10 protein-coding genes and 1 pseudogene are annotated in these 12979 nt (G+C 67.1%); 1 reads left to right on the top strand and 10 read right to left on the bottom strand.

Annotation, left to right across the window (positions count from 1 at the left end; genetic code table 11):
• Positions 1–764: pseudogene (locus H162_RS31465) on the top strand (IS1595 family transposase); the annotation flags it as partial.
• A 75-nt stretch (positions 765–839) separates the two neighbouring features.
• Here H162_RS31465 and ftsZ read toward each other — a convergent pair.
• The 10 genes from ftsZ to H162_RS0121175 all read right to left on the bottom strand — a co-directional run bounded on the left by ftsZ (position 840) and on the right by H162_RS0121175 (position 12979).
• On the bottom strand, positions 840–2039 hold the full coding sequence (ftsZ, locus tag H162_RS0121220; protein ID WP_026354910.1) for a cell division protein FtsZ: 1200 nt from the start codon (positions 2037–2039) through the stop codon (positions 840–842).
• A 131-nt stretch (positions 2040–2170) separates the two neighbouring features.
• Positions 2171–3403: a cell division protein FtsA gene (gene ftsA / locus H162_RS0121215; protein ID WP_020655509.1), complete on the bottom strand. Its 1233-nt coding sequence runs from the start codon at positions 3401–3403 to the stop codon at positions 2171–2173.
• Positions 3404–3417: 14 nt separating this feature from the next.
• Positions 3418–4242, bottom strand: coding sequence for a cell division protein FtsQ/DivIB (locus H162_RS0121210; protein WP_020655508.1), 825 nt, complete (start codon positions 4240–4242; stop codon positions 3418–3420).
• 6 nt (positions 4243–4248) lie between these two features.
• Positions 4249–5229: a D-alanine--D-alanine ligase gene (locus tag H162_RS0121205; protein WP_026354909.1), complete on the bottom strand. Its 981-nt coding sequence runs from the start codon at positions 5227–5229 to the stop codon at positions 4249–4251.
• 9 nt (positions 5230–5238) lie between these two features.
• Entirely contained in the window at positions 5239–6627 is a 1389-nt protein-coding gene (gene murC, locus H162_RS0121200; protein ID WP_020655506.1) for a UDP-N-acetylmuramate--L-alanine ligase, read from the bottom strand.
• Entirely contained in the window at positions 6624–7706 is a 1083-nt protein-coding gene (murG, locus tag H162_RS0121195; RefSeq protein WP_020655505.1) for an undecaprenyldiphospho-muramoylpentapeptide beta-N-acetylglucosaminyltransferase, read from the bottom strand. The genes murC and murG overlap by 4 nt, the downstream gene beginning before the upstream one ends.
• A complete protein-coding gene (gene ftsW / locus H162_RS0121190) occupies positions 7703–8920 on the bottom strand; it encodes a putative lipid II flippase FtsW (RefSeq protein WP_020655504.1) in 1218 nt (405 codons plus the stop codon). The genes murG and ftsW overlap by 4 nt, the downstream gene beginning before the upstream one ends.
• Positions 8920–10437 (bottom strand): UDP-N-acetylmuramoyl-L-alanine--D-glutamate ligase, encoded by a 1518-nt coding sequence (gene murD / locus H162_RS0121185; RefSeq protein ID WP_020655503.1) that lies wholly within the window; start codon positions 10435–10437, stop codon positions 8920–8922. Before murD ends, ftsW begins: the two co-directional genes overlap by 1 nt.
• Positions 10437–11606: a phospho-N-acetylmuramoyl-pentapeptide-transferase gene (gene mraY / locus H162_RS0121180; RefSeq protein ID WP_020655502.1), complete on the bottom strand. Its 1170-nt coding sequence runs from the start codon at positions 11604–11606 to the stop codon at positions 10437–10439. The genes murD and mraY overlap by 1 nt, the downstream gene beginning before the upstream one ends.
• Positions 11607–11608: 2 nt before the next feature.
• A complete protein-coding gene (locus H162_RS0121175) occupies positions 11609–12979 on the bottom strand; it encodes a UDP-N-acetylmuramoyl-tripeptide--D-alanyl-D-alanine ligase (RefSeq protein ID WP_020655501.1) in 1371 nt (456 codons plus the stop codon).

Raw genomic sequence — 12979 nt, 5'->3', positions numbered from 1 at the left:
GGCTTGCAGCGCTACCGCTGCCGCCAGTGCGGGCGCACCTTCAACGACCTGACCGGCACCCCGCTGGCACGGCTGCGCCATCGCAGCAAATGGCGCGATTACCTGGATACGATGCTCGCCTCCAGGCCGATCCGGGCGGCGGCCAAGGCGGTCGGCGTGCATCGGAACACGAGCTTTCGCTGGCGCCACCGCTTCCTGCACCTGACCAAACTCGACCGGCCAAGCAGTTTAAAAGGCGTTGCCGAGGCCGACGAAATGTTCCTGCTCGAATCGCAAAAGGGATCGCGCAAGCTCGATCGTCCTGCTCGCAAGCGTGGCGGCGTGGCCAGGCGGCGCGGCATCTCGCGGGAACTCGACTGCATCCTGGTGGCGCGCGATCGCACCGGACAGACCGTCGACTATGTCACGGGACGTGGACCGGTCACCACGCGCCAACTGCACCAGCACCTGCGGCCGGTGCTCGATCCGGAGGTCCTGCTGGTGACCGACCCGCATGCCGCCTACCGCGCGTTCGCCCGCGAAGCCGGCATCGCGCACCAGACCGTCAGCCTGCGCGCGGCGAGCGGGTGCGTGGCGCCATCCACGTGCAGAACGTCAATGCTTACCACCGACGTTTTCGTGAATGGCTGGCGCGCTTCCACGGCGTCGCGTCGCGCTACCTGCCCAACTATCTTGGCTGGCAATGGGCCCTGGACGGCGGGCGCATCAGTTCAGCCGAGCAATTGCTCAGGGCCGCGATCGGGCTCTTCCATATGCAAAGGTGACAGCGCCAAAAGAGAAGGGCCAGCTCACGCTGGCCCTTCTCGTTGAAGCGGGCGGCTTCGCCGCCCTGCCCCGGCTTAGTCAGCCTGCTTGCGCAGGAAGGCCGGAATGTCGTAGGTCTCGACACCGTTGCGCTGCATCGCCTGCACCTGCTCCGATGCCTGCTCGCGACGCCACACGGCCGGCTGCTTCATGCCGCCCATCGCGTCGCCGGGAACCGCATGGCCCATGTGCACGCCGCCGGACACCGTCGCCGCGCCAGCCATCACCGGCGCGTTGTAGGTGCCGGTGCGCAGCACCTGTTGCGGCTGGACCAGCTGCATCTTCTTGTTCCGGCCCAGGCCGGTCGCGACCACGGTCACGCGGATCTCGTCGCCCATCGCGTCGTCGTAGGCGATGCCCTGGGCGATCGATGCGTCCGGCGCCGCGAAGGCGCGCACCGCAGCCATGACTTCCTTGATTTCCTTGCCCTTCAGGCCGCGGCTTGCGGTCACGTTGACCAGCACGCCCTTCGCGCCCGACAGGTCGATGCCGTCCAGCAGCGGCGACGCCACGGCCTGTTCGGCAGCGATGCGCGCACGGTCCACGCCCGAGGCGGTTGCGGTGCCCATCATGGCCTTGCCCTGCTCGCCCATGATCGTCTTGACGTCGTTGAAGTCGACGTTGATGTGGCCCGGCACGTTGATGATCTCGGCGATGCCGGCCACCGCGTTGTTCAGGACGTCGTCGGCATGCTTCATCCAGTCCAGCATGCTCTCGTCTTCGTAGATGTCCTCGAGCTTCTCGTTCAGGATCACGATCAGCGAGTCGACGTGCTTGGTCAGTTCGTCGAGGCCGGCCTCGGCGATTTCCATGCACTTGCCGCCTTCGTAGGAGAACGGCTTGGAGACCACGGCGACGGTCAGCGCGCCCATGGTCTTGGCGACTTCGGCCACGATCGGCGCAGCGCCGGTGCCGGTGCCGCCGCCCATGCCGGCGGCGATGAAGACCATGTGCGCGCCGCGCAGCGCATCTTCGATGCGCGAGCGCGATTGCTCGGCCAGCTGGCGGCCAACTTCCGGACGCATGCCGGCGCCCAGGCCGGACTCGCCGATCTGGATGATGTTGTTGGCGCTCGACGCAGCCAGAGCCTGTGCGTCCGTGTTTGCGGCGATGAACTCGACACCGGACACACCTTTATTGATCATGTGTTGAACCGCATTGCCGCCAGCGCCACCGACGCCGACGACTTTGATAACGGTTCCCAGTGCTGCGTTATCGACCATATCGAACTCCATGATGAACTCCTAATATTCAAAATGCGGTTCCGGGCCGAGGCTTTAGCGTGCTCGCTGTAGCGCCTCGTGCCGGTAACTGCGATTGTATTGAAAAATCTTTAACCCGTGACGAATTTTTTACCACTACTTACTTAAAAATTCCCTGCTATCCATTCCTTCATCCGCTGCCACACTGCCTTCACCGAGCCATCCTGGCGCGTGACGATGTGACCGCGCAGATACTGCTTCTTCGCTTCCAGCAGCAGGCCGAGCACGGTGGCGTAGCGGGGGCTGCGCACCACGTCGGCCAGCTGGCCGCGATAGTCCGGCGTGCCAAGGCGCGCCGGCTTGAGGAAAATGTCTTCTGCCATCTCGATCATGCCCGGCATGATCGAGCTGCCGCCGGTGAGGACGATGCCCGACGAGAGCACGCCTTCGTAGCCGGATTCGCGCACCACCTGGTGCACCATCGCGAACAGTTCTTCGACGCGCGGCTCGATCACGGCCGCCAGCGCCTGGCGCGACAGGGCGCGCGGGCCGCGGTCGCCGAGTCCCGGCACTTCGAGCGTCTCGCCCGGGTCGGCCAGCACCTGCTTGGCCACGCCATAACGGATCTTGATATCTTCGGCTTCGCCGGTCGGGGTGCGCAGCGCCATCGCGATGTCGCTGGTGATCTGGTCGCCGGCGATCGGGATCACCGCGGTGTGGCGGATCGCGCCGTCCGAGAACACGGCGATGTCGGTGGTGCCGCCGCCGATGTCGATCAGGACCACGCCGAGTTCCTTCTCGTCGACGGTCAGCACCGAGTCGGCCGAGGCCATCGGCTGCAGGATCAGGTCCGACACCTCGAGGCCGCAGCGGCGCACGCATTTCACGATATTCTGGACCGCCGACACCGCGCCGGTGACGATGTGCACGCGCACTTCCAGGCGGATGCCGCTCATGCCGATCGGCTCGCGCACGTCTTCCTGGTTGTCGACGATGAATTCCTGCGGCACGGTGTGCAGCAGCTGCTGGTCGGTCGGAATATTGACCGCCTTGGCCGTTTCGATCACGCGCGCCACGTCGGTCGCGGTGACTTCCTTGTCCTTGATCGCGACCATGCCGCTCGAATTGAACGAACGGATATGGCTGCCGGCGATGCCTGCATAGACGTTGCGGATCTTGCAGTCGGCCATCAGCTCCGCCTCCTCGAGGGCGCGCTGGATCGACTCGACGGTGGCCTCGATGTTGACGACCACGCCCTTCTTCAATCCTTTCGACTCGTGCTGACCGAGGCCGATCACCTCGTGGCGTCCGTCGGACATCACCTCCGCCACGACCGCCACCACCTTCGAGGTGCCGATGTCGAGGCCGACGATCAGGTTTTTCGCGTCTTTTGTCATTGCTGTTCGCCTGCTTAGGTTTGCTTGGTTGTTTTGTTGGTCGGAGTCGTTTTTTTCTTTGCCGCCTTGACCGGCTTGGTGGCGTCAAGGGGCACGTTCAGCGCCGCCGACGACAGCGCCAATCCGTTCGGATAGCGCATGTCGATGGTGTCGATGCGTCCCTCCTGCAGCCTGGCGACCAGCTGCGGGTAGACGCCGACCAGGCGCTGCACGCGATTCTTCAGCGTGGCGCGGTCCTGCTCGCGCCCCAGTTCCACGCTCATGCCGTTGTCCAGCTTCACGGTCCAGGCGTAGCGGCTGGACAGGCTGACTTCGCGCGGCACCAGCTTCACCGGCGCGAACAGCGCGCGCAGTTCCGAGAAGCGGGACAGCACTTCCTTCTCGCTGCCGACCGGTCCGGAGAAGGCCGGCAGCTCGTATTCGTCGTCGGCTTCGGCGATGTTGGCGGTGAACACATCGCCCTTGACCGACAGCAGGCGGCCATCCTCGCCCCAGGTGCCGATCGCCTCGTGTTCTTCCACCTCCACGATCAGCTGATTCGGCCACTCGCGGCGCACGGTTGCCCGGCGCACCCACGGCACCGTCTCGAAGGTCGTCCTCACCTGCTCCAGGTCGGCGGTGAAGAAATTCCCGCGGATCTTGCCGATCACGCCGTTGCGCACCGTGAGTTCGTTCACGTGCCGCAGGTCGATCTGGTACATGCTCTCCACCGTCACCTCGCGCAACGAGAACATGGGCAGCTGCGACAGCCACCACACGAACGACGCGATACAGGCGAGCACCGTCAGCGCCATGGTGGCGCTGGCGGTAGCATTCAGGGCCCGGACGTCATGCCACATGGCTTCTTATCCCTCTGCTTTTGCCATTCTGTTGCCCATCTTGATCCGCGCCGAGCGCAGGATCTCGATGCACAGGTCCTCGTAGCTGATGCCCACCGCGCGCGCGGCCATCGGCACCAGCGAATGGGTGGTCATGCCCGGCGAGGTGTTCACCTCGAGCAGGAACGGACGGTTGTCGCTCTCGCGCACCAGCACGTCGACCCGGCCCCAGCCCTCGCAGCCGAGCGCGCGGTAGGCTTCCACCGAGTGGCGCTGGATCTCCTCGGTCAGTTCGGGAGAAAGCTGGGCCGGGCAGTGGTACTGCGTGTCGTCGCTGAAATACTTGTTCTGGTAGTCGTAGTTGCCTTCCGGGGCCACGATCTCGACGATCGGCAGCGCACGCGCCTTCGCGCCCGTGCCCAGCACGGCGACGGTGAACTCGCGGCCGGTGACGAATTCCTCGGCCAGCACCACTTCGTCGAAGCCGGCGGCCAGTTCCACGGCGGCCTTCAGTTCTTCCGCTCTGGTGACCTTGGTGATGCCGATGGTCGAGCCTTCCAGGGGCGGCTTGACGATCAGCGGCAGGCCGACCTCGGCCACCACCTTATCCAGGTCGGTGTTCGCGCCGATCGCGGCGTAGCCCGGCGTCGGCACGCCGTGCATCAGCCAGATCTTCTTGGTGGTGATCTTGTCCATGCCGACCGCGGACGCCATCACGCCGGAGCCGGTATACGGGATGCCGAGCTGCTCGAGCGCGCCCTGCAGGCTGCCGTCCTCGCCGTAGCGGCCGTGCAGCGCGATGAACACGCGGTCGAAGTTCTGCGCCGCCAGGTCGGCCAGGCTCTGGGTGCCCGGATCGAACGGGTGGGCGTCGATGCCGCGGCTCTTCAGGGCTTCCAGCACGCCGGTGCCGGACATGATCGATACGTCACGTTCGGCGGAGCGGCCGCCGAACAGCACGCCGACCTTGCCGAAAGAAGCCGCGTCAATGGTAGGAGTGGTGGACACGTTCACGAATTAAGCCTTTGCATTGGTCAGTTGATTGGGGACGCCGCTGATCGAGCCTGCGCCCATGGTGAGGACGACGTCGCCGTCGCGCGCCACGTTCAGGATGGCGGCGGGCATGTCGGCGATCGCCTCCACGAAAATCGGTTCGGTCTTGCCGGCGGTGCGCAGCGCGCGCGCCAGGGCGCGGCCGTCGGCGGCCACGATCGGCGCTTCGCCGGCCGGGTAGACATCGGACAGCAGCAGCACGTCGGGCGTGCCGAGGACCTTCACGAAGTCCTCGAACAGGTCGCGCGTGCGGCTGTAGCGGTGCGGCTGGAAGGCCAGCACCAGGCGCCGGCCCGGATAGGCGGCGCGGGCGGCGGCCAGGGTCACCTCGGTCTCGACCGGGTGGTGGCCGAAGTCGTCGACCAGGGTGAAGCTGCCGCCGGCCGGCAGCTGGACCTCGCCGTAGCGGGTGAAGCGGCGGCCCACGCCGCGGAATTCCAGCAGGCCCTGGGCGGTGGCGGCGTCGGGAATGCCGATCTCGCGCGCGATCGCGATCGCCGAGCAGGCGTTGAGCACATTGTGCATGCCCGGCTGGTTCAGCACGAACCTGGCGTCCGGATAGCCGTCCTGGCGCACCGTGAAGTGCATGTGCACGCCGTCCGCGTAGGCGTCGATGGCGCGCACTTCGGCCTCTTCCGAGAAGCCGTAGGTCGTCACCGGCTTGGTCACCTGCGGCAGGATGTCGCGCACGTGGCGGTCGTCGATGCACATCATCACGCGGCCGTAGAACGGCAGGCGGTGGGTGAAGTTCACGAACGCGCCCTTCAGCTTCTCGAAGTCGTGCTCGTAGGTCTCCATGTGGTCGGCGTCGATGTTGGTGATCACTTCGATCATCGGCGTCAGGTTCAGGAACGACGCGTCCGACTCGTCGGCCTCGGCCACGATGTACTCGCCCGAGCCCAGCTTGGCGTTCGCGCCGGCGCTGTTCAGGCGCCCGCCGATGACGAAGGTGGGATCCAGGCCGCCCTGGGCCAGCACCGAGGCCACCAGGCTGGTGGTGGTGGTCTTGCCGTGGGTGCCGGCGATCGCGATGCCGCGCTTCAGGCGCATCAGTTCGCCCAGCATGATCGCGCGCGGCACCACCGGCACCTTGGCGGCGCGGGCCGCCACGACTTCCGGGTTGGCCTCGTTGACGGCGGTCGAGGTCACGACCACGTCGGCGCCCGCCACGTTCTCGGCCTTGTGGCCCAGTTCGACGCGCGCGCCCAGCTCCGCCAGGCGCTGGCTGGCCGCGTTGCTGTTCAGGTCGGAACCCGAGACGCGGTAGCCGAGATTCAGCAGCACCTCGGCGATGCCGCTCATGCCGCTGCCGCCGATGCCGACGAAATGGATGTTCTTGATCTTGTGCTTCATCGTGCCCTTATTCCCGCCAATTGTTCCAGTACCTGTGCGATCGCCTCGTTGGCGTCGCGCTTGCCTGCCTGCCGCGCCGCCTGCGCCATCGCCAGGCAGTCGTCGCGTGTCGTCGTTTGCAGCAGGCTTGCCAGCCGCTGCGGATTCAGTTCGCCCTGCGGCAGGTGCACTGCCGCTTTCTGTTGATGCATCCATACCGCGTTGTCGCGCTGGTGGCTGGTGGTGCTGGCCACGAAAGGCACCAGCACGCTGGCCACGCCCGCCGCCGTCAGTTCCGACACCGTGATCGCGCCGGCGCGGCAGATCACCAGGTCGGCCCCGGCGTAGGCCGCGGCCATGTCATCAATGAAGTCGACCACGTTCGCGTTGACACCGGCGCCGGCATAGGCCGCGCGCAGCGCCTCGATGTTCTTCTTGCCCGACTGGTGGGTCACGACCGGGCGCAGCGCCGGGTCGATCAGGGCCAGCGCCGCCGGCACGCTGTCGTTCAGCACCTTGGCGCCCAGGCTGCCGCCCATCACCAGCACCCGCAGCGGACCGCTGCGGCCGGCGAAGCGCTGGGCCGGCGCCGGCAGGTCGAGGATTTCCCTGCGCACCGGGTTGCCGGTGACGACCGCCTTGCCGGCCGCGCTGCCGAAATCGGCCGGGAAGCCGAACAGCACGCGCTGCGCGATCGGGGTCAGGGTCTTGTTCGACAACAGCAGCGCGGCGTCGGCATTCACCAGCGCCAGCGGCACGCCGCGCGTGCGCGCCATCATCCCGCCCGGCACGGTCACGTAGCCGCCCATGCCCAGCACCACGTCCGGCTTGCGCAGGCTCAGGTAGCGGCGGCAGCTGGCGAAGCTGGCCGCCATCTTGAACGCGCCGGTGATGGTGTGGGCCAGGCCCTTGCCGCGCAGGCCGGCGAAGTCGATGGTGTCCATCGCGATGCCGGCCTTCGGCACCAGGTCCTTTTCCATGCCGTGCGCGGTGCCCAGCCACGACACTTCCCAGCCGCGCGCGCGCATGGTCTGCGCGATCGCGATGCCGGGGAAGATGTGGCCGCCGGTGCCCGCCGCCATGATCATCAGGCGCTTCATGTGCGGCCTCCCTTCATCCGCACGCGGTTCTCGTAGTCGATGCGCAGCAGGATCGCCAGGCCCACGCAGTTGATCAATACGCCGGAACCGCCATAGCTCATCAAGGGAAGGGTCAGGCCCTTGGTCGGCAGCAGGCCGAGGTTGACGCCCATGTTGATGAAGGTCTGCACGCCGATCCAGATGCCGATGCCCTTCGCGGCCAGGCCGGCGAAGGTCTGGTCGAGGGCGATCGCCTGGCGGCCGATGTCGAAGGCGCGCTTGACCAGCCAGTAGAACAGCGCGATCACGGCCAGCACGCCGACCAGGCCGAGCTCTTCGCCGATCACGGCCATGATGAAGTCGGTGTGCGCTTCCGGCAGGTAGTGCAGCTTCTCGACCGAGCCGCCCAGGCCGACGCCGAAGAACTCGCCGCGGCCGAACGCGATCAGGGAGTGGGTCAGCTGGTACGCCTTGTCCAGCGCATTGTCCTCCTGCCACGGGTCGAGGTAGGCGAACATGCGCGCGCGGCGGAACGGCGACAGCGCGATGATCGAGGTGAAGATCACCACCAGCAGCGCGCCGATGCCGCCGAACCAGACGATGTTGACCCCGCCCAGGAACAGGATGCCCATCGCGATGCAGACGATCACGCCGAAGGCGCCGAGGTCGGGTTCCATCAGCAGCAGGCCGCCGACCAGGCCGATCGCGACCATCATCGGCACGAAGCCCTTGGTCAGCTTGTGCATGTATTCCTGCTTGCGCACGGTGAAGTCGGCCGCGTACAGGACCACCGCGATCTTCATCAGCTCGGACGGCTGCAGGTTGAACACCTTCAGCGACAGCCAGCGGCGCGCGCCGTTGACCGACACGCCCACGCCCGGGATCAGGACCAGCATCAGCAGGACCAGGGTGCCGATGAACATCATCGGCGCCCATTTCTGCCACTGCGCGATCGGGATGCGGAACACCAGCGCGGCGGCGATGACGGACACCACGATGAAGCCGAACTGGCGCTCCAGGAAATATTCGTTGCGGTCGCCCAGCCAGGCGAACTTGGGCGAGTCGGGCAGCGCGATCGAGGCCGAGTACACCATCACCATTCCGAACAGCATCAGGATCAGGGTGACCCAGACCAGCGGCTGGTCGTACTCCATCATCCTGGACGGACGGCTGCCGGCCGCGATCGGGACGTCCTTGGAGGAACCGGAGAACTTGAAGGGAATCTGGAACGCCATCAGATCTCCTGCCCCTTCTCGAGCGCGATTTCACGCACGGCGTCGACGAACACCTGCGCGCGGTGCGCGTAGTTGGTGAACATGTCCAGGCTGGCGCAGGCCGGTGACAGCAGCACGGCATCCCCCGCTTTCGCCAGGCCGGCCGCGCGGCGCACGGCTTCCGGCAGGCTGGCGAGGTCGAACACCGGCACGCCGGTCGGTTCGATGGCGGCGCGCACGGCCGGCGCGTCGCGGCCGATCAGGAGCACCGCGCGCACGTAGCGCGAGCTCGGGAGCGCCAGCGGCGCGAAGTCCTGGCCCTTGCCGTCGCCGCCGGCGATCAGCACGATCTGCTGGTCTTCCCCGGTGAAGGCCTTGCCCAGGCCTTCCAGCGCGGCGACGGTGGCGCCGACGTTGGTGCCCTTGCTGTCGTCGTAGAAGTCGACGTTGTCGATGCTCGCGACCAGCTCGACGCGGTGCGGCTCGCCCGCGTATTCGCGCAGGCCGTGCAGCAGCGGCGCCAGCGGCAGGCCGCAGGCGCGGCACAGGGCCAGCGCGGCCAGCGCGTTCGAGGCGTTGTGCAGGCCGCGGATGCGCAGCGCATCGGCCGGCATCAGGCGGTTCACGGTCACCTCGACCGGCTCGGGCGCCTCGGTCGGAAGCGCCTCCGCGCGGCCCTTCCTTCGCTTCTTTTCCGGTTCTTCTCCGGCGACGGCGGTGGCGAGCCACAGCACGCCGCGCTCGTTGACCAGGCCGAAGCTGTTCGGCTCCTCGGGTTCGCCCGTGCCGAAGGTGACGCTCGGGGTGTCGACGGCGACCATGCGCATCACGAGCGCGTCGTCGCGATTGAGCACGCGCACGGTGTCGGCGCCGAAGATGCGCGCCTTGTCGGCCGCGTAGGCATCCATGCTGCCGTGCCAGTCGAGGTGGTCCTGGGTCAGGTTCAGCACCGTGGCCGCGTCGGCCTGCAGGCTGAAGGTGGTGTGCAGCTGGAAGCTCGACAGTTCGAGCACCCAGGCCTGCGGCAGGTCGTCGCTATCGAGCACTTCGCGCAGCACGTCCAGCGCGGCCGGGCTGATGTTGCCGGCCACGCGGGTGGACAGGCCGGCGCGGCGGCACAGCAGGCCGGTCAGGCTGGTGACGGTGGTCTTGCCGTTGGTGCCGGTGATGGCGATGACTTTCGGGGCATAGCCGCGTTCCTGGCGCAGGTGGGCCAGGGCCTGGGCGAACAGCTCGATCTCGCCCCAGACCGGCACGTGGCGCGCCAGCGCCGCCGGCGCGATCGACGCCAGTTCGCGCTGCGGGGCCAGGCCCGGGCTGACGGCGACGAAATCGACCCCGTCCAGCAAGTCGGCCGTGAATTCGCCGCCGGCGAATTCGGCCGTGGGCACCGCCTGGCGCAGGGCGAACAGGCGCTGCGGCTCGGTGCGGGTATCGGCGACGCGCACGCGCGCGCCGCAGCGCGCCAGCCATTGCGCCATTGCCAGCCCCGATTCGCCAAGGCCCAGTACCAGTGCGGATTTGCCTTCGTAGTTCATCAGCGCAGTTTCAGAGTCGACAAGCCAACAAGGACGAGCATCATGGTCACGATCCAGAAGCGGACGACGACCTTGGTCTCTTTCCAGCCCTTTTGTTCAAAATGGTGGTGCAACGGCGCCATCAGGAATACGCGGCGGCCGGCGCCGTAGCGCTTCTTGGTGTACTTGAACCAGCTGACCTGGATGATCACCGACAGGGTCTCGGCCACGAACACGCCGCCCATGATGAACAGCACGATCTCCTGGCGCACGATGACGGCGATGGTGCCGAGCGCGCCGCCCAGCGCCAGCGCGCCGACGTCGCCCATGAACATCTGGGCCGGATGCGCGTTAAACCAGAGGAAGGCCAGGCCCGCGCCGGCCATCGCGCCGCAGAAGATCAGGATTTCGCCGGCGCCCGGGATGTAGGGGATGAGCAGGTATTTCGCGAAGGTGACGCTGCCGGTCAGGTAGGCGAACAGGCCGAGCGCGCCGCCGACCATCACGGTCGGCATGATCGCCAGGCCGTCCAGGCCGTCGGTGAAGTTGACCGCGTTGCTGGCGCCGACGATGACGCAATAGGTCAGCGCGATGAAGCCCCACACGCCCAGCGGATAGCTGATCGACTTGAAGAACGGGACGATCAGGTCGGCCTTCGGCGGCAGGCTCATCGAGAAGCCGGACTGCACCCAGGCGTAGAACAGCTGCGCGACTTCCCACGGGTTCGCGGCCGAGACCGAGAACGCCAGGTACAGCGCGGACGCGATGCCGATCAGCGACATCCAGAAATACTTCTCGCCCGAGCGCATGCCTTCCGGGTCCTTGTAGACCACCTTGCGGTAGTCGTCGACCCAGCCGATCGCGCCGAAGCCCATGGTCACGACCAGCACCGGCCAGATCAGGCGGTTCGACAGGTCGCACCACAGCAGGGTCGAGATGCCGATCGAGATCAGGACCAGCACGCCGCCCATGGTCGGGGTGCCGTGCTTGGTCAGGTGGCTTTGCGGGCCATAGGTGCGCACCGCCTGGCCGACCTTCAGTTCGGTCAGCTTGCGGATCACCGCCGGGCCGCAAATGAGGCCGATCGTGATCGCGGTGATGGTCGCGAACACGGCGCGGAAGGTGATGTAGTTAAATACGCGCAGCGGACCGATGTAGTCCTGGAAGTACTGAGCAAGCCAGAGAAGCATGATTAATGGGCGTCCTTGCCAATGTTGATTGATCCGGTCAGGTGCTGGACCACGCGCTCCATCTTCATGAAGCGCGAGCCCTTCACCAGGACAGTCGCGTCGGTATTGCCGCCCAGTTTTTCATCCAGTGCTGCCAATAAATCCTCGAACTGCTCGTAATGCTGTGCTCCCGACGCGGCCAGGTGGCGCGCCAGCTCGCCGGTCGCGAGCACGGTCTCGATGCCGCGGCTGTTTGCGTAGGCACCGATTTCTTCGTGAAATTCCTTTCCCTGCGCGCCCACTTCGCCCATGTCGCCCACGACCAGGATGCGCGGGGCCGGATAGGCCGCCAGCACGTCGATCGCGGCGCGCATGGAGTCGGGGTTGGCGTTGTAGGTGTCGTCGATGACGGTGGCGCCGTTGGCGGCCTGCTTGCGCTGCAGGCGGCCGCCGACCGGGGCGAAGGCTTCCAGGCCGCGCACGATGGCGTCCTGGCTGACGCCGGCCGCGAAAGCGCAGGCCATCGCGGCCAGCGCGTTGCGCACGTTGTGTTCGCCGGCTGCGGCCAGCTTCAGCGTAAACTGCGCGCCGCGCGCACTCACCCGCAGCTCGCTGCCGAAACCGGTGCCGGCATAGGTGGCGCGCACGTCGCAGGCCTCGCTCAGGCCGAAAGTGAGGACCGGGCACGGCGTCAGCGACCGCCACAGGTCCGTATAGGTATCGTCGCCCGGGAACACGCCCACGCCGTCGGCGGGCAGCGCCTGCAGCACCGAGCCATTCTCGCGCGCCACCGCCTCGACGGTGTGCATGAATTCCTGGTGCTCGCGCTGCGCATTGTTGACCAGCCCCACGGTCGGCGCCGCGATGGCCGACAGGCGGCCGATCTCGCCCGGATGGTTCATGCCCAGCTCGATCACCGCCGCGCGGTGCTGCGCACCCAGGCGGAACAGGGTCAAGGGCACGCCGATCTCGTTGTTCAGGTTACCCCGGGTCGCCAGGCGCGCGTCCTCGCCCACGGCGGCCGCCAGGATCGCGGCGATCATCTCCTTGACCGTGGTCTTGCCATTGCTGCCGGTGACGCCGATCAGCGGCAACGCGAACTGGCTGCGCCAGTGATGCGCGATCTTTCCCAGCGCCGCCAGGGTGTCCGGCACCACGATCGCCGGCAGGGTCCAGCCCTCCGGCAGCTGCTGCACCACCACCGCCGCCACGCCGCGCGCGGCGACCTGGTCGAGGAAGTTGTGGGCATCGAAGGTCTCGCCGCGCAACGCGACGAACAGCGCGCCGGCATTCGCCGTGCGGCTGTCGGTCGAAACGCCGTCGAACCCGACGTCCGCGCCGACCAGGCGCGCACCGGGGATCGACGCGATGAGTTGTGCCAGCGAAGCTTGCAT

Source organism: Massilia niastensis DSM 21313 (genome assembly GCF_000382345.1).
Lineage (GTDB): Bacteria > Pseudomonadota > Gammaproteobacteria > Burkholderiales > Burkholderiaceae_D > Telluria > Telluria niastensis.
The sequence above is the reverse complement of the archived record's forward strand: the minus strand, read 5'-3'. Positions and strand labels throughout refer to the sequence as shown.